This window comes from Chryseobacterium taiwanense (assembly GCF_000813825.1).
In the GTDB taxonomy this organism is placed as follows: domain Bacteria; phylum Bacteroidota; class Bacteroidia; order Flavobacteriales; family Weeksellaceae; genus Chryseobacterium; species Chryseobacterium taiwanense.
The window spans coordinates 32,487-55,835 of record NZ_JWTA01000015.1 but is presented as its reverse complement, the minus strand read 5'-3'; the positions used below and the strand labels follow the sequence as shown (position 1 = coordinate 55,835).

The following is a 23,349-nucleotide window of genomic DNA, read 5'->3' as shown; positions in this document are numbered from 1 at the left end:
AGGATATACTCAAAGTTTGACCTTGCGATAAATTTGAATGTATGTTAAATATAAAAAACTTGCACGCCAAAATTGAAGATGGCGCAGAAATTTTAAAAGGTATCAATCTTGAAATAAAACCAGGTGAAGTTCACGCTATCATGGGGCCGAACGGAGCTGGTAAATCTACTCTTTCTTCTGTGATTGCAGGAAAAGAAGATTATGAGGTTACAGACGGAGAAATCATTTTCAGAGGTGAAGATATCATCGAAGATGCTCCTGAAGAAAGAGCTCACAAAGGAATTTTCCTTTCTTTCCAATATCCGGTAGAAATTCCGGGAGTTTCTGTAACGAATTTCATCAAAGCTGCGATGAATGAAAACAGAAAAGCAAACGGATTGGGAGAAATGCCTGCAAAAGAAATGTTGGCGATGATTCGTGAAAAATCTGAGCAATTAGGAATCAAAAAAGATTTCCTTTCAAGATCATTAAATGAGGGATTCTCAGGAGGTGAAAAGAAAAGAAACGAGATCTTCCAGATGATGATGCTAGATCCGAAATTGGCTATTCTTGATGAAACTGATTCAGGATTAGATATCGATGCATTGAGAATCGTTGCAGATGGTGTAAATGCATTCAAAAATGAAGGAAATGCGGTTCTTTTGATTACTCACTATCAAAGATTGCTTAATTATATCCAACCTGACTTCGTTCACGTTTTGGCAAACGGAAAAATCATCAAAACAGGTGATAAATCTCTTGCTTTGGAGCTTGAAGAAAAAGGGTACGACTGGCTTCTTAACTAAGAAGAAAAAATTTCGGAGATTAAAAATTTCTCATTGTCATTCAGAATGAAGCATAGCGAAATGAAGAATCTCTAATAAAAATTAGATTCCTCGTTCCTCGGAATGACAATATTTTAGCTCAAATAAAAAGAAAAATGGTGCAAACCACAGATATACCAGTAATGGCATTAAAAGAACAAGTTATAGAAAATCATAATGAATTTTTGGAGAGTCTTCGTCACAGATTTCTGGATGATGATAGAAAAGCGGCTCTTCAAAGATTTGAGAAACTTGGTTTTCCTACTAAAAAAGACGAAGAATATAAATATACCAACCTAAAGGAGATTACTGAAAAAGGATATAACTTTTTCCCGAAAGAAAGTCATAATATCACTAAAGAGCAATTAGATGAATTGCACTTAGGTGAAGAAAACTTTGACTGGATTACGTTCGTAAACGGTAAACTTCATAAAGAGTTATCTAAAGTATCGATTGAAAATGTTGAATTTCTTTCATTTAATTACGCATTGAATGATGAGAAACACAGAGATATTTTTGAAAAATATTTTAATACAATTGCTGCAGATAAATCGGCTTTCACGAATTTGAATCAGGCTTATTGCAAGTATGGTTTCTTTTTGAAAGTTCCTAAAAATGTTGTGATTGAAAAGCCTATCCACGTTTTCTACATTTCTCAGAATCAGGAAGAAAATACATTCTACAACACGAGAAACTTATTAATCGTAGACGAAGGAGCAAAAGTGGAAATCATTGAAAGTCACCACAATTTTGACAATACGTATGTGTTGACAAACTCTGTGACTGAAATTTTCACGTATCCGAATGCAAAAGCAGACTGGCATAAATTACAAAACGATAACGATACTTCTTACTTAATTGATAATACGTTCGCAAAACAGGAAAAAGACAGTTTAACGACTGTAAATACATTCTCTTTCGGAGGTAAATTGGTAAGAAATAACTTAGATTTCATTCAGAACGGATCGAATATCAATTCATTCATGAACGGAATCACGATTATTGGGAAAGATCAGTTGGTAGATCACCACACTGCGGTTCACCACAATCAGCCAAACTGTGAAAGTTATCAGAACTACAAAGGTATTTTCAACGGAAATTCTCATGGGGTTTTCAACGGAAAAGTTTTTGTAGATAAAATTGCTCAGAAAACGAATGCATATCAGCAAAACAACAATGTGTTGTTAAGTGAAGGAGCTACTATTGATACAAAACCTCAGCTTGAAATTTTTGCAGACGATGTGAAGTGTTCTCACGGTTGTACAGTCGGTCAGTTAAACGAAGATGCATTGTTCTATTTGAGAGCAAGAGGGATCTCTAAAAAAGAAGCTCAGGCGTTACTTCTATATGCTTTCGCAAACGATGCGATGCAGAATATCGATATTGAGCCACTAAAAGACAAAATTTCAAAGCTTTTGGCTGAGAAATTAGAAGTAGATATTGAATTTTAATCAGTATTTGATAATATAAAAAAGCACTTCGATCTGAAGTGCTTTTTGCTTTTCTTTAACAGCAAGTATTAAGAAAAAGCCGTAAATTTGAAGAGTTCTAAATAAGAACGTTTTAATTTAAAATTTTAATAAATGTTTGACATTCAGGAAATCAGAAGTCAGTTTTCTATATTAGATCAGAAGGTGAATGGTAAACCTTTAGTTTACTTAGATAATGCAGCAACCTCGCAAAAACCTAATTCAGTTTTAGAGGTTTGGAACAAATATTATACAGAGCTTAACGCGAATGTACATAGAGGAATTCATACATTAAGTCAATTAGCAACAGAAGAAATGGAACTTTCCAGAAGAAAGATCCAGAAATTCATCAATGCTAAACATGATTTTGAAGTTATTTTCACAAAAGGAACAACGGAAGGATTAAACCTTATTTCTTATATTTTAACTCAGAAATTAAAAAAAGATGATGAAATTATCATCTCTTATCTGGAGCATCATTCCAATATTGTTCCATGGCAATTGCTTTGTGAAAGAACCGGAGCGAAACTAAGAGTCATTCCGATCGATGAGAATGGAATTCTTCAATTGGATAAATTAGATGAGTTTTTAAGTGAGAAAACGAAAGTTGTTTCTGTAAATCAGGTTTCAAATGCTTTGGGAATTGTAAACCCTATTGAAGAAATCATTGCAAAAACAAGAGCCCATTCCAATGCTTATATCGTAATTGACGGCGCTCAGTCTGCGCCACATTTTACAATCGATGTTCAAAAATTGGATTGTGATTTCTTTGTGTTTTCAGGTCATAAAATGTATGCTCCGATGGGAACAGGGATTTTATATGGAAAGCAGGAAGTTCTTGAAGATCTGCCACCATTTCATGGAGGAGGAGAAATGATTGCAACGTGTTCTTTTGACGGAACTACTTACGCCGGACTTCCTTTTAAATTTGAAGCAGGAACTCCGAATGTAGGAGGAAATATTGCTTTAGGTGCTGCGATTGATTTTATTCAGAAAGTAGGGCAGGAGAATATCCAGAATCATGAAAATGCTTTATTGGAATATGCTCAAAGACAGCTGTTGGAAATCGAAGGATTGAAAGTATACGGCGAAAAAGCTCACAGAACGGGTGTTGTTTCCTTTAATCTTGAAGGAGTGGGGATTTCTTCTGATGTAGGAATGATTCTTGATAAAATGGGAATTGCCGTAAGAACGGGACACCACTGTACACAGCCTATCATGAACTTTTTTAATATTGCAGGAACGGTGAGAGCCAGCTTCGCAGTTTACAATACCTTCAGTGAGATCGATTCACTTGTAGAAGGGGTGAAAAAAGCTCAACGAATGCTAAGTTAATTCTTAAAAAAAATAAATTTTAAAAAGCACTTCCAAAATCTGGAAGTGCTTTTTTTATTGTAACCTATTTGAAATGAATGTTTTGTGTGATTTTTTATCTCGTTGATTTAAAATAATTTACTATATTTATTCTACCTTAAAATGTTACCATGAAACAACAATTACTTTTCTTTTTGTTAGCTTGTGGAATAATATCTCATGCACAAGTGTTTTCCGAGAATTTTAATGGAGGCTCAATGCCTTCAGGATGGACAGTCAACAATCCGGATAGTTCCTTTAATTGGGCAGTTGGCAGTCAGTCAGGTTTTGCAACTTTTCCAAGTGGTGCTGCTTTTTTCGATGATGATAATGCAGGTCCCACAAGTATTAATTCTAATGCAAGATTAGTATCTCCGGTTATCAATCTTGTTGGGGTGGCAAGTCCCAAATTATCATTTAAATATGCCAATATGATCTATGACCTTGATTCTACCGTAAAAGTCGAGGTTTATAACGGAACTTCCTGGGTTCAGGTATTCAGCTCTGCAGGAGATTCCGGACAATGGGGAATTGATTTTAATACCTTTATGTATGTTGTTAATTCTTATGACAATGCTACAAACATTGATTTAACACCTTATATCAATGCTAATTTCCAGCTTAGGTTTGTGTATAATGATGCTGGAGATTATTCTTACGGTGCTGTAATTGATGATATAACAATTACAAGTGCTGCGTTGGCAACTTCCGATATTTCGCATGAAGATAAGCTTCAGATCTATCCGAATCCTGTAAAAGACAATCTTTACATCAAGTCTGATCTAAAATCTAATTCGAAAATTTCTATAGTTGATATGTCAGGAAAAATGGTGAAAACATTTACCGATACATCCGGATCATACAATTTATCTGATCTTCCGAAAGGAACTTATATGATTCTTATCGATGATGGAAAAGAAATGATTAGGAAAAAAATTATTAAAGAATAATTGATAAAGCTCCTGAAAATGGGAGCTTTTTTCTTTTTATATAAAGTTATTTGAATTCAACATAAAGAATAGATGTTAACAATAGATCAAATTTAAAAAACCTTGTATCAGAATTGTAGTACATGGAGTACTTTTGTTAGGTCAAAATTTAATCTATGGAATTAATTGAAAAACTGAACTGGAGATTTGCTACCAAAGCAATGAACGGTCAAAAAGTACCACAGGAAAAAGTGGATAAAATATTAGAAGCAGCAAGATTAGCGCCTACATCAAGCGGACTTCAGCCTTTTGAAATCATCGTTGTTACCAATCAGGAGATCAAAGAACAGATTAAACCTCACGCTTGGAATCAGCCACAGATCACAGATTGTTCACATCTTTTGGTTTTCGCAGCTTGGGATACTTATACAGAGGAAAGAATCAACAAAATGTTTGATCTGACAAATGATATCAGAGGTTTTAAAAACGAAGGTTGGGAAAATTACAGACAAATGCTGTTGGGAACATACCCGCAAAGATCTGCTGAAGAAAACTTTACGCATGCCTCAAAGCAGGCTTATATTTCTTTCGGAGCAGCAATTATCGCTGCAGCGTTCGAAGAGGTAGATTCTACGCCGATGGAAGGCTTTTCTCCTGAAGCGGTGGATGAAATATTAAATTTAAAAGAAAAAGGGCTTAAAAGTGTTCTATTATTGCCGATAGGTTACAGAGATGCTTCAAGCGATTGGTTGGTAAACCTTACGAAAGTTAGAAAATCAAAAGAAGATTTTATTACGGAAGTCAACTAATTATTTAATTGATTTTTTATTAATAAAAAATCCCCTTTCAGTACTTGAAAGGGGATTTATATTTTATTTAAACTTAAAGCTTGTCATTCCGTAGGAATCTCGACAACGCATTTAAATATATTTTTAATAACTGAACTTAGATTCCTACGGAATGACAAACATACAGTAAAAATCTGCGTTATCTGTGAAATCTGCGAGAATTAAAACTGAGTTGTTGGTTTCCAATCCACCACCGCTCTGATAAACGCTTCTGCATTTTCTACCGGGACATTAGGTAAAATTCCGTGTCCTAAATTCGCAATATATCTGTCTTTTCCGAAACGGTTGATCATTTCAGTCACCATCTTCTTGATCGTTTCAGGCGTAGAATGTAATCTTGCAGGATCAAAATTACCCTGAAGCGTCATCGTATGATTCGTTAATGTTCTTGCAAATTCAGGCTTGATCGTCCAGTCAACACCTAAAGCTGAAACAGGAGACTGCACCATATCTTCCAGGGCAAACCAGCATCCTTTTCCAAAAACAACAACGTGAGTTAAAGGGCTTAAAGCTTCAACAATTTGGTTGATATATTTCCAAGAGAATTCCTGATAATCAGCAGGAGAAAGCATTCCTCCCCAAGAATCGAAAACTTGAACCGCAGAAACCCCCTTTTCTACTTTTCTTTTCAGATAAGCAATGGTAGTATCTGTAATTTTCTGAAGTAATAAATGAGCCGCTTCCGGTTGTTGGAAACAGAAAGATTTAGCAATATCAAAAGCCTTACTTCCTTTTCCTTCCACGCAGTAGCAAAGAATCGTCCAAGGAGAACCTGCAAAACCGATCAATGGAATTTCATTGTCTAATTTTTGCAAAGTAAGTTCAATGGCATCAAAAACGTATCCTAAAGTATCATTCACATCAGGAACCACAACATTCTGAACCTGTTCCATTGTTCTGATCGGAGTATCCAACCATGGCCCAATAGATTCCTTCATCTTAAAATCAATTCCCATTGCCTGTGGAACTACCAAAATATCAGAAAACAAAATCGCCGCATCCAACGGAAATCTTCTGATCGGCTGAACGGTGATTTCAGAAGCCAATTCAGGAGTCTGACATCTTGTGAAGAAGTCATATTGATCACGCAGTGCAATGAATTCCGGTAAATATCTTCCCGCTTGTCTCATCATCCAAACTGGAGGTCTTTCTACGGTTTCTCCGCGAAGTGCTTTTAGGTATAGATCGTTTTTAATCATAATTTTATTAGACTAGCATTGCCACAAGTGACAATTATAATATATCAATTTTTGTTTAGAATTTCCTTTTTTATTAATTTCAAAACAGACATCAGATTATTTCCTTCAGAAACTAAAATCGGTTTTGAAGTATACTTTCTCAGTTCATTAGCAGTTGTTTCGCCAATAGAAACCAGAGTAGTATCATCAAAGGAATTTCGATTTGCAAAACTACGAACTCCACTCGGACTAAAAAATACGTTAACATGATATTTTTCAGTTATTAAAGGATTGAGTTCTTCGGTATTGTAAACCGTGATTTTTTTATAGCTTATGTTTTGTAGAGGAAGATTTTCATCAAGCACGTCCAATGCGATGTTTCCGCAGAAATGCAAAAATTTTTCATGCTGACAATGGGTGATGATAAATTTTGAAAGCGTATCGGCATTTTTTAGCACTTTAAAAGTTCCGAAACCGTTCTTTCTTACTTCCCGTTTTGTTTTTTCGCCGACACAATAGATCTTATTGTAATTCTTCGCGGTGAAATCTTCGTTGGGTTTAAAGCCGCTTTTAAAAAAAGAGCTGACTCCTTTAGAACTCGTAAAGATCAGTGAATAATCTTTCAGATCAAATGGAATTATTTGCAGTGAATTTGTTTTAATTACCTCAACACAGTCGACCGAAATATCCTCTCCTAATTCTTTGGATATAATAGATGGGTCTATGTTTTTGGTAAATAAAATCTTCATTAAGGCTTATCTTTTAAATGTAAATCGGCGACCTGAAGTCTCACCTTGTTCATAAAGTCTTTTCCAGGATCTTCTTTTCCTGTGAAATAATTAGGATCAGATTCTTTCCAGAGTTTTGAGTTTCTGAAAACACCATATTCAGAATGGCCAATCAGATATTCAATGTTATATTTCTGAGTTAAATACCTTACCAAATGTGCATTTGCTACAACTTGTTTTTCGGTAAGCGGTTCTTTTTTACTTCCGATATTTTCAACTCCGATTGCGCAGTAATTTAATCCAATGGTGTGTCTTGCAAATTGAGTCGGCTCCATTAACTGATAAATGGTTCCGTCACGATCTATGATAAACTGTGAAGAAACATTTAGTGTACTTTGTTTCTTTAAAGTACTTCTTCCGCTTTCAAGAGTGTTTTTATTAAAATATTTGAAATTACTTTCTACAGTTCCGCCTGCTGTATAATGAAGAACGATAATTTTAGGAACTATAGTGGGTGTTTTTTGAACCAATCCATGATGCTCTTTTAGATATTCCAAACTTAAACGAACTCTTTCCTCAGAATAATTAATGGGTTTATGAATTATTTTCGGTTCGTTTTTTTGTCCCATTACAAAACCTATCATCAGTACAAACAAAAAACAAATAATCTTCTTCATAGCCTTTATTTCTGATACTGATAATGTCCGGTAATGGTAAATTTGAATAAACAGTCTTCAATAACCTGTCCTCCTCCGATATTGTGTACAATTAAATACCTTTTTCCGTCTGCTGATTTTTTATTGACAACAATTCCGATGTGGGTTAAATTTCCGGGTAAAATCCACGTTACAATATCTCCGGGAACATACAGTTCCGGTTTTGCCTCTATGGATTTCGATTTACCGAATTTGGCAAAGAATACTCGTAAGTTCGGAACTCTTCGGTGATCAATATTGGTGTCCGGTTTTTTCAAACCCCATGTTTTCGGATATTTTGAAAAATTTTTCGCCATATCTTCATGTACTTCTTTCTGAAGATCAATGCCCAATTTTCGATAGGCTCTGATCACAACATCAGTGCAGACTCCTTTATCCGAAGGAACGTCGCCGTTCGGATATTTTATCGTAAAATAAGCAGGATCGTAAGTTACTCGGTCTTTAGTAAGTCCTAAAGCTGCATCAGATAATTTATAAGCAAACTGAGCTTGTGCTTTTGAAATAAAAACACAACATATAATGATAAGGATAGTGAAATACTTTCTCATTACTCTGGAAATTTAAGATCAATTAAATTTGACTTTTTATTTCCGTCATAAGCTCTTTTCCTCCGTTTTCAAGAACTACTTTTGCAAACTTTTCTCCAAAGTTGATTCCTTCGCTGTATACAAAGCTTTCGTCTGTTGCGATACAGTTTTTACCGTCTAAAGAACAAAGTGCTGCCTTAAAACGGATCTGGTCTTCAAAAATCTCTGCAAAGGCTCCGATTGGAGCTGTACAGCCTCCTTCCAATGTGCTTAGGAAATTTCTTTCCATTTCTACACAAATCTGAGTGGGAGTATGATTGATGGATTTCAGAACTTCATTAATTTCTTTTTTATCAGAATGTCCGGCTACAGAAATTACACCTTGTGATGGAGCAGGGATTAAAAATGGTAGCATTTCATAATCGATGTCCATTTTCATTCTCTTGATTCCGGCTAATGATAAAATGGTTGCATCAAAATCTCCCTCTTCCAATTTCTGAAGACGGGTTTGAATATTTCCACGGATATCGGAAAACTCTGCATTTGGGAAGTTCTTTAGCCAGAAAGCTCTTCTTCTCAAGCTGCTTGTTGCCAGTTTCAGTTCGTGGAATTCTTTATTTCTAGCAGTTTCCTTTCTGATCAAAACGTCTTGTGGGAAGTCTCTTTCCAGATAAGCAATCATCTTAATGTTTTGAGGCAATTGAGTGGGAACATCTTTTAGAGAATGCACGGCAATATCGATCTCGTCATTTAATAATGCGACATCAAGATCTCTGGTGAAAACACCGGTGATTCCTAAAGAATAAAGAGGCTGGGTCAGGTTTTTATCACCTGAAGAGACGATAGGAACAATTTCCGTTAAATAATTATTGTTTTGAAGATGCCTCGCAACTTCTCTTGCCTGCCAAAGAGCAAGGGCGGAGTTTCTGGTTCCGATTCTAATGCTTTTCATTGAATTCGTTGTTTGGTTGTTCAACTAATATTTCGTGCATTAATTTACTAATTTCTTCGGCTTTTAACGGGTTGTCGATAATATATTTTGCAAAACGGTTGGTGATTTTCTGAATCATTTTGTCGGAAAGTTCCATGTCCGTGATGTTTATGTATTTATTTTTTCTGTAAAAATTGTGCATTTCGTTGCGTTCCATGTTTTTTAAAACCGCTTTGAAATGATGAATATTGGGAGCAAGCTTTCTTTTTTTCTCCCATTCAAGGAAATCTTTTGTCAGATCTTTGATAATACCTTCGGCTTTTGGAACTTCTTTTTCTCTTTGCTGAATGGTTTCCTGAATTTGTTTTGAAAGTTCATCAACATCAATCAACGTCACATTTTCATTTTCCATTACGTTTTTATCCACGTTGTTTGGAATAGAAAGGTCGATTACCAAAGTTTCCTTTCCGTTCGGGAAATGAGATTTGTTAACGATGGGATGTCTTGCTCCGGTTGCAACGATCAAAATATCGGTTCCGCTTAGTTCTTTATCAAAATCAGCATAATCAATATGAGGAATATTATATTTTTCAGAAATTTTTGCTGCTGTTTCCTGAGTTCTATTGGCAATTTTAATTTTAGGCTGATAAACATGTTTCACCAGATTCTCAACCGTGTTTTGTCCAATTTCACCAACTCCTAAAAGCAAAATGTTTTTTTCTGCAATTCTTTTCTGGCTGTTTAAAATATAATGAACTGCTGCATAAGAAACGGAAGCGGCTCCGTTAGAAATTCCCGTTTCGTTTTTGATTCTTTTAGAAATCTGAATCGCAGAATTGATTGCTCTTTCTAAAAAAGGATTGGAATTTTGTCTTTCCTTTTTAAATCGATTGTATGCCTTTTTTATTTGCCCGATAATTTCAAAATCACCGATGATCTGGCTTTCCAGACCTGCTGCCACTCTGAATAAGTGGGTTAACGCCTCTTCTTTAGTTAAAATATTGGCAAATTGTAAGAAATCCATCAGGTTTACACCAATGGTTTTGCAATATTCTTCAGCGATTAAAAGATAATTAGGTGAAGTTGTATAGATTTCGGTTCTGTTACAGGTAGATACCACAAATGCATCCCCTAAGTTCTCGTCATGAATTCGGGTAACAAAGTTTTTGATGTTTTCATCAAAGAAGGCAAACTTCCCTCTGGTTTCTACATCGGCCTTTTCAAAGCTAATGGAAAGTACCGAGAAATTCGCTGTTTGATGGATATTGGAATACTGTAACATAAGCGCAGCAAATTTACGTTTTTTTTAATTAATGATACTCTGAAAGTGTATATGATAATTATCGTAAAAAACTATTTCGTTGCTACCTGTGGTTATAGATTAAAAGCTTTAAATTAGAATGTTAAAAGTTTTAAGACTTATCATGGTATTTTAACTTTGGATATGTATTATGTTAAATGCTTGCAACTTTCGTATTGTCCCTTTATGACTACAAAAGATCTTAAATCTGGTTTAATTCAAAGTTCGTAAACATCTAACGTAAAAGTTAATAAGCGGTTAGAAAATTTAATAAAATTTTAACCAAATTATATGCTTTTGGAATGTCTTTGGTAGTGTTAAATTTATATCTTTGTAAATCTTTAAAAAAAAATCAGAAGTAAAATATGAGTTTATTCGATATGTTTACGCAAGAAATTGCGATAGACCTTGGTACAGCTAATACCCTTATCATCCATAATAATAAAATTGTTATAGATCAGCCGTCAATTGTAGCAATTGAACGTTCTACGGGTAGGCCTATAGCTGTAGGAGAGCAAGCAAAACATATGCAGGGGAAAACTCACGAAGATATTAAGACGATTCGTCCGTTGAAAGATGGAGTTATCGCAGATTTTCATGCTTCTGAGCATATGATTAAAGAATTTATCAAAAAAATTCCTGGAATTAAAGGTAAATTTATTCAACCAGCGTTGAGAATTGTAATCTGTATCCCTTCCGGAATTACAGAGGTTGAAAAAAGAGCGGTAAGAGATTCTGCTCAGAAAGTAAATGCTAAAGAAGTACGTTTGATTTACGAACCAATGGCTGCGGCAATCGGAGTTGGGATCGACGTTCAGAAGCCTGAAGGTAATATGATTATCGATATAGGTGGTGGTACTACAGAAATTGCTGTCGTTGCTTTAGGAGGTATCGTTTGTGATAAATCTGTGAAAATTGCAGGTGATGTATTTACAAATGATATTGCTTATTACTTAAGAACACATCATAATCTTTACATTGGAGAAAGAACAGCTGAGAGAATTAAAATCGAAGTAGGTTCTGCAGTGGAAGATTTAGAAGTTGATATTGATGATATCCCGGTACAAGGTAGAGACCTTATCACAGGTAAGCCAAAAGAAATTATGGTGGGCTATAAAGAAATTGCCCGTGCTTTGGATAAGTCTATTATCAGAATTGAAGATTCTGTAATGGAAACTCTTTCTTTGACTCCTCCGGAATTGGCAGCTGATATTTACAAAACAGGTATTTATCTTGCAGGAGGTGGTGCATTATTGAGAGGTCTTGCGGACAGACTACACAAAAAGACAGGTCTTCCTGTATTTGTAGCTGAAGATCCGTTGAGAGCAGTTGTTCGTGGAACCGGTATTGCACTTAAGAATATGGATAAATTCAATTTCTTAATAAAATAATTCTAACCTTTTTACGAACACATCTGAATGGGATTTTTGCTGAGATTATTTTCAAAGAATGCTCTTTTTGTCTTCTTTATATTTCTGCAAATTATTGCTCTGGTTCTGATATTTTCTAAAAACGCAATGCAACGATCTTGGATTGCGGGACAGTCTGCTGCATTGAATTCTTGGGTTTCCGGATATATCGATGAAGGAGTTTCGTACCTTAAATTAAAACAGACCAATGAAGATCTTGTGGCCCAAAACAAAGCTTTAATGATGGAGCTTTACGGAAAACAAGGCACAAAGAATCCTCTTTTCAGAAAAGTTCATGATACATTGGGTGGCGGACAGATTTATACCTTCGTAGATGGTGAGATCGTTTTCAACAGCATCAATAGAAGGAATAATTACTTTACCATAAACAGAGGACGACGAGATGGGGTATATCCTCAAATGGGAGTGATGGCTCCTAAAGGAATTGCAGGTATTGTCATTAATTCTACCGATAGCTATGCTTTAGTTCAGTCTGTTTTAAGTGTTAATAAAATTAGAATTAATGCTGCCCTTAAAAACTCAGGGTACTTTGGTACTTTGTCATGGAACGGAGATAATTCCCGTGTCATGCATCTTGCTGATATTCCGAAATACGTTGCTTTAAAAATTGGAGATTCTGTAGTTACAGATGGAAAATCTGCAATCTTTCCAAAAGGGGTAATGATAGGAACCATTGCCGGATATTCTGTGGATCATAAAACAGGATTCTGGGATATTTCGGTTGAACTAAGCGAGAAAATGGGAGCATTGAGTAAAGTATATGTGATCAAAAACCTGAAAAAAGCAGAAGTGCAAAAAATTCAGGATACCATGCAAGCTGTAATAAAAAAAGAAAATGATTAGCAGAACACTATTTACGGATATATTGATCATGATTTTTCTGGTTGCATTACAAATTTTTGTATTGAACAGAATTACGCTGTTCGGTAAATATACTCCGGTTTTGTATCCCGTGTTTGTCATGTTCTATCCTTTTTTTAGAAATAAATTTCAGTTCTTAGCTTTAAGTTTTTTAATAGGTCTATCCATTGATATTCTCTTGTATTCAGGAGGTATTAATGCATTTGCAACAACCTTGATTGCCTATTTCAGAACTTTGATTTTCAGAACGTCTACAGATACATCTACAGACTTTTTTTCTTTCCAGTCTCTTCAATGGGCGCAGTTTTTGCTGTTTTTGTTCTCTAGTATCTTTTTACATCAGCTTTTAGTACAGTATATTGAATTCTTCAAGTTGAGTAGATTTTTTGAAATATTACTTAATGTATTGGTAACAAGTATAATTTCGTTTATATTTATAGTTATTTATGCATTAATATTTAAAATCAAACAAAAAGTTTGAACACACGTTATTTAAAGATTTTTTCCGTTCTTGTCGTTATAGCCTTGATTTTTGTGGCTAGACTTTCTTATTTACAGTTGTTTACAGATCGTTATGCCTTGAATGCGGCGAATACTTCCATTAAAATTGAATATGTGATTCCTCAAAGAGGTGTCATTTTTGATAGAAACGGTAAAATCATGGTAGGAAACCAGCCTGCCTATGAGATTTCATTTACACAAGCGTTGATGAAACCTGATTTTGATACATTGGGTTTTTGTAATTTAATGAAAATTACGCCACCGGATTTTACCAAAAGAATTGAAGCGATAAAAAAAGAAAAATATTATTCCAAGCTTACTCCCATGACTTTCATGAAGGATTTGAGCAGGGAAGATATTGCAAGAGTTCAGGAGATTATTTTCAAATATCCGGCGTTCAGTATCGTATCAAGACCTCAGCGTCAATATGAAGTTTCCACTTCTGGGAATTTATTAGGATATACGAGTGAGGTAAATGAACGTGAAATTAAAAAAGATTCTCTGTATTATTTACCGGGCGATTTCATAGGAAAAACAGGAGTTGAAAAAGCCTATGAAAAAGAATTACGTGGTGTAAAAGGAATGAAGTATATCCAAAAAGATATTAAACTTCGAAACGTTGGACCTTATAAACAAGGCTCTTTAGATAAAGAAGTTGTAACAGGAAAGGACATTACGTTAACGATAGACTACGATCTCCAGAGAATAGCAGAAGAAATGTTGGTCAATAAACATGGTGCTGTGGTTGCGCTAGATCCTAATAATGGAGAAGTTCTGGTAGCGGCTACAGGTCCGGATATTGATCCGAATCTTTTTACAGGTCCGAACAAATCTAAAAATCTTTACGCGCTGTCAAAAGATACCATTTACGAAAATAAACCCACTTTCGATCGTTCATTGCAGGCGGCTTATCCTCCGGGATCAACCTTTAAATTACTTACCGCTTTGGCAGCTATGCAGATGGGAGTGATGGATGAAAAGACCATTTTTCCATGTGGAGGTGGATTTTATTACAGAGGAAAAAGAATTAAAGGACACGGAGGTGCAGATCCTCTTATCCCATCTATTCAGGTTTCGAGTAACTGTTTCTTCACATACGCATTCATAGCCATCATTAAAAAATATCCGGGAAATCCTTCAAAAGGAGTTGACGAATGGAAAAAGATTATGAGCAGTTTTGGAGTGGGAGAATTCTTAAATAACGATTTTGCAGTAGGAGCAAAAGGAAGAATTCCTTCGGGAGATTTCTACGAAAAACGTTTCAAAGCGATCATGAAAGCAAGTGGATCGCAGAGAAAGGATTTTAAAAACTGGGACGAAATGCCTACGGGAGCTATCTATAATGGAATGGGACAAGGTGATGTTCTTGTAACCCCTATTCAATTGGCTAATTATGTAGGGGCAATTGCGAATCGTGGTTGGTATTACACTCCTCATATTGTTAAATCTATTGATGGGAAACCAAATCCTGATCCAAGATTTAAAGTGAAGCATCAGACATTAGTAGATAAGAGACATTTTGAACCTGTTTTAAAAGGAATGGAAGCGGTTGTACTTCGTGGAACAGCGGCAGGATTGAAATCTCAGGATTTTACTCAGTTAGCTAAAACGGGTACGGCACAGGTTCCTCAGGGAAAAGATAACTCAATCTTTGTGCTGATTGCTCCTGCAGAAAAACCAAAAATTGTGGTTGTGGCTGTAATGGAACATGCCGGTTTCGGTGCCACTTGGGCGGGACCTGCCTGTACTTTAATTGCTGAAAAATATTTGACCGGAGATATAAAAAGAGACTATCTGTACAAAAAAATGACGACGTCTAGCTTCATGCCTGAATATAAAAGACAATGGATTGCCGATTTGAAACGTAAAGGATTGTATGTAGAACCTAAGCCGGATTCAATAAAGCTTAAAAGAATGCAGGACAGTCTTAAATTCATTAAAGAACAGAAAGCTAGGCTGCAAAAAAAGATAGACGAAAAAGCAAAAAATAATAAAAACACTAAAACGGTAAAACAATGAAGTGGACAGAGGGAATAGATAAATTAGGTCTAGGCTTGTATTTTCTGCTTTGTATTTTTGCAATTGCAAATATTTACAGTGTTGACCAAAAACTGGGTGAAAAACAGCTTGTTTTCTTTTGTATTTCTGTGTTTGTTGGACTGATTATTTTTGTAGGAAGAAGCAAGTTCTTCGAGAATATGTCCGGAATTATCTACATTGGAGGAGTTTTGCTTCTTATAGGTTTATTCCCGTTTGGTAAAGAAATTTTGGGGCAAAAGAACTGGTATAAATTCGGAAGTTTTACCATGCAGCCTGTAGAATTTGCTAAAATTGGAACGGCATTAATGCTTTCCAATTATGTTTCAGGTCCCGAATTCAATTTAAAAAATAAAAAATCGTTATATACTACCTTAGCTATTGTAGGAATTCCTGCAGCCGTAGTATTGGCAATTCCCGATGTTGGATCTATGTTGGTGTTCATTGCGTTTTTCATCGCATTGTACCGTGAAGGTCTGAGCGGAATGTTATTCGCTGTCGGATTCCTTTTTGCCGGAGTATTTTTGGTTTCATTAGCTATTCCTCCTATCATTGTTGTGATTGCCATATTGGTGATTGTTGGAGGTTGGATTGCTATGAACTATTACAAAATGTCCTGGAATGTGATTTCAATTTCAAGTATTGTAGGTTCAGTTCTTGTGTTATGTGGGCTGGCTTTTGGTTCGCCATATATTTTAGAAAAGTTGCCTAAACACCAAAGAGAAAGAATTGAGGTTCTTTACAAAGGTGAAAAAGCATTCAGAGATACTTCAGGATACAACTTATTATATTCAAAAACAGCAATTGGTTCCGGAGGACTTTTTGGAAAAGGATATCGTGAAGGATCGGTTACGCAGGGGAAATTTGTTCCGGAGCAGGAAACCGATTATATTTTCTGTACAGTAGGAGAAGAATGGGGATTTGTAGGAAGTGCTGTTCTGGTACTTTTCTATATGATTTACATTGGACGTATCTATTACCTTGCGGAACAACAAAAATCCTCATTTAACCGTGTTTTTGGATATTGCTTTGCTTCGATCCTGTTGATGCACTTTACGATCAATTTAGGGATGGTTATGGGGCTTTTTCCTACAGTTGGAATTCCGTTGCCATACTTTAGTTATGGAGGAAGTTCGTTGCTTGCCTTTTCTATCATGACTTTTATTTTCTTTAAACTAAATTATTCAGATAAAAACAGTTTGGTATAAAGGTTTGGAAATGGGAATTTTCATTGTTCCTATTCTATTTTTGTTGTAAATCTAAATCTGCTCAATCCGCAAAATCTGCGTGAAATAAAATAACCTCACTTTAAAATATTCCATGAAAGATATATACATCTCAGACGAAAATTTTGAGAACGTAGATTTTACTCAAAAACTTTTAGAAAAAGGAGAATACGAAAACTGCACATTCAGGAATTGTAATTTTGAATATCTGGATCTTTCCGGCTTTAATTTTAACGATTGTGAATTCGTAGGCTGTAATTTAAGCATGGTAAAACTTATCGGAACAGCTTTTCGAGATGTTAATTTCAAGGAATGTAAAATGTTCGGGCTTCAGTTTAATGACTGCAATGACTTCGGATTGTCTTTCAGATTTGAGGGCTGTTCTTTGAATAGTTCTGTTTTTTATAAAACATCTATTAAGAAAACTGTATTTAAAGATTCAAAGCTTGTTGAGGTAGATTTCACGGAATGTGATTTGTCAAATGCAATATTTAATATGTGTGATTTCTCAGGTGCTGTTTTCGATAATACTAACCTTGAAAAAGCTGATTTTAGGACTTCGGTTAATTATTCAATAGATCCTTCTCAAAACAGGCTTAAAAAGGCCAAATTTTCACTTTCTGAAATCCATGGTCTTCTTTATAAATTGAATATAGAAATTGATAAGAATAGTTAATAGGAAAGGCGCTTAATGTTTGAAGTAAATACTATAAAATATAAGCTTCCGAAAATTTATCGAATATAAAAACAAAAAAGCCTTCAAAATTTTGAAGGCTTTTCATTATTTAAATCAATTATTTAAAATTAAAAATTTGTTCCTGTTGATACTGGAGTTGTTGCTGCTAAGTTGTTGTAAGCTTCTCCGTTTTCGTTAATCATTCTTTTCGCGAATCTGTATTTAGGTCCCCAATAAGAGTCATTAAGAGAAGAAACCATTACACCCTTTGAAGTGGCAGCGTGAATGAACATTACTTCTCCGGTTTCAGAAACACTTTCAACAATTCCTACGTGAGAAATTCTTCTTCCGTGAGAAAAGAAAATTAAATCTCCTTTCTGTAGGTTTTCTTTTTCAACTTTCTCACCTTCCTGTGCCTGAGAAGAAGCTACTCTTGGTAAGCTAAGTCCTGCTGCTGCACCGAAAACTGAAAGAACAAATGCAGAACAGTCAATCCCGTTTCTGGTAGTTCCACCATATCTGTAAGGAGTTCCTAAATAAGTAGCTGCTTCAGATAAGATATTGTCAATTGTTGTATTGTATTTGATTGCTTTTGCAATCTCAGAATTTTTAATTGTGTTTTTAGCACTTGCAATAGATGCTGCTTTTTCAGCAAGGAAAGAATCAATTAATCTTTGCTTATCTAGCTCAGCTTTCTTAGTGTCGAAAGAAGCTAGTTTGGCATCTGTTTTGTATTCTTTAGTATAAGTTGTTGGTTTTGAAACTACATAATTTGTAACACACGACTGTAGTGACATTGTAGAAACTAAAGCAACTAAATAAAACAAAACTCTTTTCTTCATATATATTTGATTATCCGTGTTAAAAGGAATAGTTATTTTTCAAAAGCATTACAAAAATAGAGATTCCGAGAAAAAGACTCCTGATATGATAATTGTCAGGTTCTTTATTTAACACATTTTAACATATTATTTAAGTATGTTAAAGAAAAACAAACCGCAACCGCTTATTTTAGGCAAGTGTGCGGTTTTTTTTATTAAGATTCTTTAACAAAATAAATAAGGTTTGCTTTGTTAAGCAACACTAAGGATTTTTAAGTCTACATTTTCAACATGTTAAAAATATAAAAAAAGCTTCCCGAAAAAATCCGGGAAGCTTGACTAATATGGAACTTTACAAATGTTACTTCGTAAATAACATTTCTCTGTATTTTGTCATTGGCCAAAGCTCATCATCAACCATCATTTCAAGATCATCAGATGCTTCTCTGATAACATCGAATAGAGGTTTTACTTTGTTACAGTAGCTTTCTGCTTGCTTTTGGCTATCCGACACAGCTTTTGCTGCTTCTCTAGCTTTGATTAGATCTTCAACACCTAATTTGATTTTAGATACGTTTTCAGAGATGCTTGTAATTAAGCTCATTTGTTCTTTAGCTAAAGATTTGAATTCTTTATCTCCGAAAATTTCTTTAAGACCTTTTACGTTCTCGATCAATCTGTTTTGATAATTTAAAGCTGAAGGAATGATGTGGTTTCTTGCGATATCACTTAACACTCTTGCTTCAATATCGATAACAGTAGAATATTTTTCTAGTTTGATCTCGTTTCTTGCTTCAACTTCTCTGTGAGTGAAAACTCCGATTTCTTCGTAAAGATCTAGGAATTTTTTATCCATTTCCTGCTTAAGAGCTTCCGGAGTAGTTTTTAAGTTGTTCAACCCTCTCTTTTTAGCTTCTTTTGCCCAGTCATCAGAATATCCGTCACCTTCAAACATAATGTTTTTACACTGCTTGATGTACTCTCTCAATACGTTGAAGATTGCTTCGTCTTTCTTAAGACCTGTTTCAATTAATGCATCAACTTCTTTTTTGAAGTCCATTAATTGTTTTGCAGCGATCGTGTTCATTACTGTCATAGATTCTGCACAGTTTGCTGCTGAACCTACCGCTCTGATCTCGAATTTATTTCCTGTAAATGCAAATGGAGAAGTTCTGTTTCTGTCAGTGTTATCTAACAAGATTTCAGGAATTTTTCCAACTACATTTAATTTAAGATCTGTTTTTTCGTCTGGTGAAAGTTTTCCTTCAGTTACTTTCTCTAGCTCTTCCAAAACTCTGAACAATTGGCTTCCGATAAATACAGAAATAATTGCTGGTGGAGCTTCGTTTGCGCCCAATCTGTGATCGTTACTTGCAGAAGCGATACTTGCTCTTAAAAGGTCAGCATATTCGTGAACTGCTTTAATTGTATTAACGAAGAACGTTAAGAACTGTAAGTTTTTCTTAGGATTTTTCCCTGGGCTTAATAGGTTCTCACCTGTATCAGTTGCTAAAGACCAGTTGTTGTGTTTTCCGCTTCCGTTTACTCCTGCGAATGGTTTTTCGTGGAATAAAATGTGGAAATGGTGTCTGTGAGCAATTCTTGCCATTACGTCCATCAACAAAGAGTTGTGGTCAACCGCAACGTTTACTTCCTCAAACATTGGAGCTAATTCGAATTGGTTTGGAGCTACCTCGTTGTGTCTTGTTGTTACAGGAATACCCAATTTCATACATTCGATTTCCAACTCTTTCATGAAGTTCATTACTCTTGTAGGAATAGAACCGAAATAGTGGTCATCTAATTGTTGTCCTTTTGCAGGAGAATGTCCTAGCAAAGTTTTCCCTGTTAATACAAGGTCTGGACGAGATTGGTATAATGCTGAATCAACCAAGAAATATTCTTGCTCCCAACCTAAAGTAGGAGTTACTTTTGTTACGTTTTTGTCGAAATACTGCATTACGTTTGTTGCAGCTTCGTCTACCGCGTTCAATGCTCTTAAAAGAGGTGCTTTATAATCTAAAGTTTCTCCTGTGTAAGAGATGAAAATTGAAGGAATACAAAGTGTAGTTCCCATGATAAATGCCGGAGATGTAGGATCCCAAGCTGTATAACCTCTCGCTTCGAAAGTGTTTCTGATACCACCATTCGGGAAAGAAGATGCATCCGGTTCTTGTTGGATCAATAAGTTTCCGCTGAATCTTTCGATAGCTCTACCTCCTTCGATTGGAGTGAAGAAAGAATCGTGCTTTTCAGCAGTTGTACCTGTTAATGGCTGAAACCAGTGCGTGTAGTGAGTCACTCCTTTGCTCATTGCCCAGTCTTTCATTGCTACCGCTACTTGGTCTGCAATGTGTCTTTGGATCTTAGTTCCTTTTTTCATTGCATCCAAAATAGATTGGAATGCTTCTTTCGTTAAATATTCTCTCATTGTTTCTTCTGAGAAAACATTCTGACAGAATAATTCTGACAATTTTACAGGAACTTCAACAGAATTATCTCTTCTAAAGTCCTTGAATGGTAAAGTTTCTAACGCTTTGAATCTTAAAGTTGACATATTAGATTTAATTTTTACGGTGCAAATTTACAAAAAAAATGAATTGAAAAAATTTTTACCCTAAAAATTTAAGGGGTGTTTTGAAATTTAACTAAATTTTAAACGATGATTTGAATTTTGAGAGGGGTGGGTTGTTTTTTGAAGCTAAAATAAAGTGCGTTGTCTTTTGAAAAGAACTGGAATGACCACTTTGTATTATATATGTACAATTTACGAATTTAAATAATACATACTGTAATTTTATTTGATTATTTCTTCTGTATTTCTGAACGTTACAAAGCGGAGTGAAGAATCTCTTTTAAATAGTACTGTTTCACTAATTTGTTATTCTATAAGAATTTAAGTCATATTACTATAAAATAATCTGAGTTTAGATTCCTACGGAATGACAAAAGTGTATGACTAGCCTCTAATGATAGTATTTTAAAGCAAGAATTCCCCTTCTTTGGAGGGGTGGCAAAAATTTCTTTGAAATTTTTGACGGGGTGGTTTTTAAACGCAATCATTTTCTAGCCCCGATTGTCGCGACATCCTTTTTTGAAATGGAAGCAGGCATTGGCAAAAAAGATACAGCAGAAAGCGGGAAAAAGCTCCTTATTTTGCAACGATTGGGATATTATGTTAAATCGTTTATTAAAAGATACTTAAACTAAGTTGGGCGCAGATTTTGTATATTTGTGTGAAATTTATTTTATGACAAATTCTAGAGCAAGAGAAACAACGGAAGCAATTGAAAGATTGTATATTTCTATGAGACACCTCTTTTACAGAGGTTTTTTTAAACCTGCCGGTGTTTCGGGGGAGAGCATCAGAAGTTTGTTAAAGACCATCAATCCTGAAATTTACGGAACTATGAGTGTTCCGAGTAAAGTAGAGTTGGATGGGTTGATGTATGTTTTAGACAGGCTTCCGGAGGGAATTGAAGAATGCGCTTTTATTCATCTGACATCAGATGAGGGTTTTGATAAAGGAAGTTTCGAACCAATTGTACCTAAGAAAAGAAGAAGAAACTGTTATAGAATTGATGAGCACCAAATGAATATTGAAGTTCTTTTGGGACGTTCAGAGATCTATGATATTTTGACTCACTTAACCTTCTTATTTATAGAAGCAGATAAAATCAGGAATTTAGCTTTCATTCAGGATGAAAACTGGAAACCGACACGTGCTTTTAAAATTATCGAAGAAGTAGTAAAAGGCGAAAAGAAATTCAGTAGAAGGGAAAAAGAAGTGGCTTTGATTCATTTGTCTTCTTTAATCGGAAGAACTTTTGATGAGACTTTAACGGCTTACAATACTTTTGGAGATGACAGCAATCCTGATCGTTTATTTAAAATCATCTACAACTTAGGAAAAGTAAGTTTGGAGGATGCAAAACAGACAAGAGAAAGAGAAATTCATTTCAGTTCGATATTAAAGGAAAGAGTAGGACATCACTATTTCGGTGAAAAATGGGCCAATAAAGTGAAGGAAGTTTTATTTGAAAACAATCTTCATATGCGTCCACTTCATATTATTTCTGCCAACATGCATTCTGTAAAAAATATGCTGTACGGAAATGATGCTTTAAAGAAAAAAGATACTAAAGAAGTAGATTACAAACTCTACGGAGAAATTTCTGATAAAAAGGAACTTCGCGATAAAGTTTCAAAATATGCTTTGGAGGAAGGAATGATCTATATTAATGATAAGAGCGGAAGTAATATTGACGTTCAGATCATTGATTTAAGTAAAACCAATCTTAAAAATACGCCTTTTAATGATATTAAATTTGGTGGCGATGATGTGATCATGGTTTTTGATTATGCTTTCGGTGAACAAGCTTATGAAGTAATGGACGAATTATTAAGACCTTACGAACATAAAGGAGAAGTGTACATGATGAAAGTAAAATCTGTTTCTATCATGGGGAAAGCGGGTATTCTTGAAGGAGGAAAAGGAGATATTATGATTCCGACTTCGCATATTTTTGAAGGAACGGCTGATAATTATCCATTTGAAAATACTTTGAAATTGGCAGATTTCCATGATGATGAGTTGAAAGCTTTTGAAGGGCCAATGATTACCGTATTGGGAACTTCACTTCAAAACAGAGATATTTTATCATACTTTATGAATACTTCCTGGAAAGCAATCGGTCTTGAAATGGAAGGAGCTCATTATCAGAAAGCGATCCAGGTGGCGTCTAAAATCAGACATCATATTTCACCGGATCTGTTTGTAATGTACGCATATTATGCTTCGGATAATCCTTTGGAAACGGGAAGTACACTTTCTTCAGGCGGTTTAGGTCTTACAGGTGTAAAACCAACCTATCTGATTACATTAAGAATCTTAGAAAAGATCTTACAAAGTGGAAAGAAAGAAATTTCTGCTAAAAAATAATTTGATTATTTCAAATAAAATCTAAACCTCGAATGTTTTCATTTGAGGTTTTTTATTTTTCGCAGATCGCTCA

At 35.0% G+C, this 23,349-nt stretch carries 20 protein-coding genes; 12 read left to right on the top strand and 8 right to left on the bottom strand.

The annotated features are described in order from the left end of the window. Positions 1-41 precede the first annotated feature (41 nt). The 5 genes from sufC to RM51_RS14820 all read left to right on the top strand — a co-directional run bounded on the left by sufC (position 42) and on the right by RM51_RS14820 (position 5,363). Complete coding sequence (gene sufC, locus RM51_RS14840) at positions 42-785, top strand: Fe-S cluster assembly ATPase SufC (protein WP_039371254.1); 744 nt, start codon at positions 42-44, stop codon at positions 783-785. A gap of 161 nt (positions 786-946) precedes the next feature. Next, complete coding sequence (gene sufD / locus RM51_RS14835; RefSeq protein WP_039372015.1) at positions 947-2,254, top strand: Fe-S cluster assembly protein SufD; 1,308 nt, start codon at positions 947-949, stop codon at positions 2,252-2,254. A gap of 132 nt (positions 2,255-2,386) precedes the next feature. Then, complete coding sequence (locus RM51_RS14830; protein ID WP_039371251.1) at positions 2,387-3,607, top strand: aminotransferase class V-fold PLP-dependent enzyme; 1,221 nt, start codon at positions 2,387-2,389, stop codon at positions 3,605-3,607. Between the two features lie 149 nt (positions 3,608-3,756). Beyond that, a complete protein-coding gene (locus RM51_RS14825) occupies positions 3,757-4,575 on the top strand; it encodes a T9SS-dependent choice-of-anchor J family protein (RefSeq protein ID WP_084111159.1) in 819 nt (272 codons plus the stop codon). A 155-nt stretch (positions 4,576-4,730) separates the two neighbouring features. Next, a complete protein-coding gene (locus RM51_RS14820; protein ID WP_039371245.1) occupies positions 4,731-5,363 on the top strand; it encodes an NAD(P)H-dependent oxidoreductase in 633 nt (210 codons plus the stop codon). Between the two features lie 200 nt (positions 5,364-5,563). Here the strand turns inward: RM51_RS14820 and hemE are convergent, their stop codons facing one another. Genes hemE through hemA form a run of 6 tightly spaced genes read right to left on the bottom strand, consistent with a single transcriptional unit; the run spans position 5,564 to position 10,764 of the window. After that, a complete protein-coding gene (gene hemE, locus RM51_RS14815) occupies positions 5,564-6,601 on the bottom strand; it encodes a uroporphyrinogen decarboxylase (RefSeq protein WP_039371243.1) in 1,038 nt (345 codons plus the stop codon). Positions 6,602-6,645: 44 nt separating this feature from the next. After that, entirely contained in the window at positions 6,646-7,329 is a 684-nt protein-coding gene (locus RM51_RS14810; RefSeq protein ID WP_039371240.1) for a uroporphyrinogen-III synthase, read from the bottom strand. Then, on the bottom strand, positions 7,329-7,985 hold the full coding sequence (locus tag RM51_RS14805) for a peptidoglycan recognition protein family protein (RefSeq protein ID WP_039371237.1): 657 nt from the start codon (positions 7,983-7,985) through the stop codon (positions 7,329-7,331). The genes RM51_RS14810 and RM51_RS14805 overlap by 1 nt, the downstream gene beginning before the upstream one ends. A 5-nt stretch (positions 7,986-7,990) precedes the next feature. After that, entirely contained in the window at positions 7,991-8,572 is a 582-nt protein-coding gene (locus RM51_RS14800) for a DUF1287 domain-containing protein (protein ID WP_039371234.1), read from the bottom strand. A 22-nt stretch (positions 8,573-8,594) separates the two neighbouring features. Then, complete coding sequence (gene hemC, locus RM51_RS14795; RefSeq protein ID WP_039371230.1) at positions 8,595-9,503, bottom strand: hydroxymethylbilane synthase; 909 nt, start codon at positions 9,501-9,503, stop codon at positions 8,595-8,597. Continuing rightward, a complete protein-coding gene (gene hemA, locus RM51_RS14790) occupies positions 9,490-10,764 on the bottom strand; it encodes a glutamyl-tRNA reductase (RefSeq protein WP_039371227.1) in 1,275 nt (424 codons plus the stop codon). The genes hemC and hemA overlap by 14 nt, the downstream gene beginning before the upstream one ends. Before the next feature lie 383 nt (positions 10,765-11,147). Between hemA and RM51_RS14785 the strand changes: the two genes are divergently transcribed. The 6 genes from RM51_RS14785 (at position 11,148) to RM51_RS14760 (ending at position 17,513) form a co-directional block, all read left to right on the top strand. After that, positions 11,148-12,173, top strand: a complete 1,026-nt coding sequence (locus RM51_RS14785; RefSeq protein ID WP_039371224.1) for a rod shape-determining protein — start codon at positions 11,148-11,150, stop codon at positions 12,171-12,173. 27 nt (positions 12,174-12,200) lie between these two features. Continuing rightward, on the top strand, positions 12,201-13,055 hold the full coding sequence (mreC, locus tag RM51_RS14780; RefSeq protein ID WP_039371220.1) for a rod shape-determining protein MreC: 855 nt from the start codon (positions 12,201-12,203) through the stop codon (positions 13,053-13,055). Further along, positions 13,048-13,554 carry a hypothetical protein gene (locus RM51_RS14775; protein WP_039371217.1) on the top strand — a complete coding sequence of 169 codons (507 nt, stop codon included), beginning with the start codon at positions 13,048-13,050 and terminating at the stop codon, positions 13,552-13,554. Before mreC ends, RM51_RS14775 begins: the two co-directional genes overlap by 8 nt. After that, positions 13,551-15,593 (top strand): peptidoglycan D,D-transpeptidase FtsI family protein, encoded by a 2,043-nt coding sequence (locus RM51_RS14770; protein ID WP_039371215.1) that lies wholly within the window; start codon positions 13,551-13,553, stop codon positions 15,591-15,593. Before RM51_RS14775 ends, RM51_RS14770 begins: the two co-directional genes overlap by 4 nt. Beyond that, positions 15,590-16,819 (top strand): rod shape-determining protein RodA, encoded by a 1,230-nt coding sequence (gene rodA / locus RM51_RS14765; protein ID WP_039371212.1) that lies wholly within the window; start codon positions 15,590-15,592, stop codon positions 16,817-16,819. Before RM51_RS14770 ends, rodA begins: the two co-directional genes overlap by 4 nt. A gap of 112 nt (positions 16,820-16,931) precedes the next feature. Continuing rightward, positions 16,932-17,513: a pentapeptide repeat-containing protein gene (locus tag RM51_RS14760; RefSeq protein ID WP_039371209.1), complete on the top strand. Its 582-nt coding sequence runs from the start codon at positions 16,932-16,934 to the stop codon at positions 17,511-17,513. A gap of 128 nt (positions 17,514-17,641) precedes the next feature. On the opposite strand, the gene RM51_RS14755 is transcribed toward RM51_RS14760, so the two are convergent. Then, positions 17,642-18,355 carry a C40 family peptidase gene (locus RM51_RS14755; RefSeq protein ID WP_039371207.1) on the bottom strand — a complete coding sequence of 238 codons (714 nt, stop codon included), beginning with the start codon at positions 18,353-18,355 and terminating at the stop codon, positions 17,642-17,644. A gap of 340 nt (positions 18,356-18,695) precedes the next feature. Continuing rightward, positions 18,696-20,891: a glutamine synthetase III family protein gene (locus tag RM51_RS14750; RefSeq protein WP_039371204.1), complete on the bottom strand. Its 2,196-nt coding sequence runs from the start codon at positions 20,889-20,891 to the stop codon at positions 18,696-18,698. 693 nt (positions 20,892-21,584) lie between these two features. On the opposite strand from RM51_RS14750, the gene RM51_RS14745 reads away from it, so the two are divergent. Next, on the top strand, positions 21,585-23,276 hold the full coding sequence (locus tag RM51_RS14745; RefSeq protein WP_039371200.1) for a DUF6909 family protein: 1,692 nt from the start codon (positions 21,585-21,587) through the stop codon (positions 23,274-23,276). Positions 23,277-23,349 lie beyond the last annotated feature (73 nt).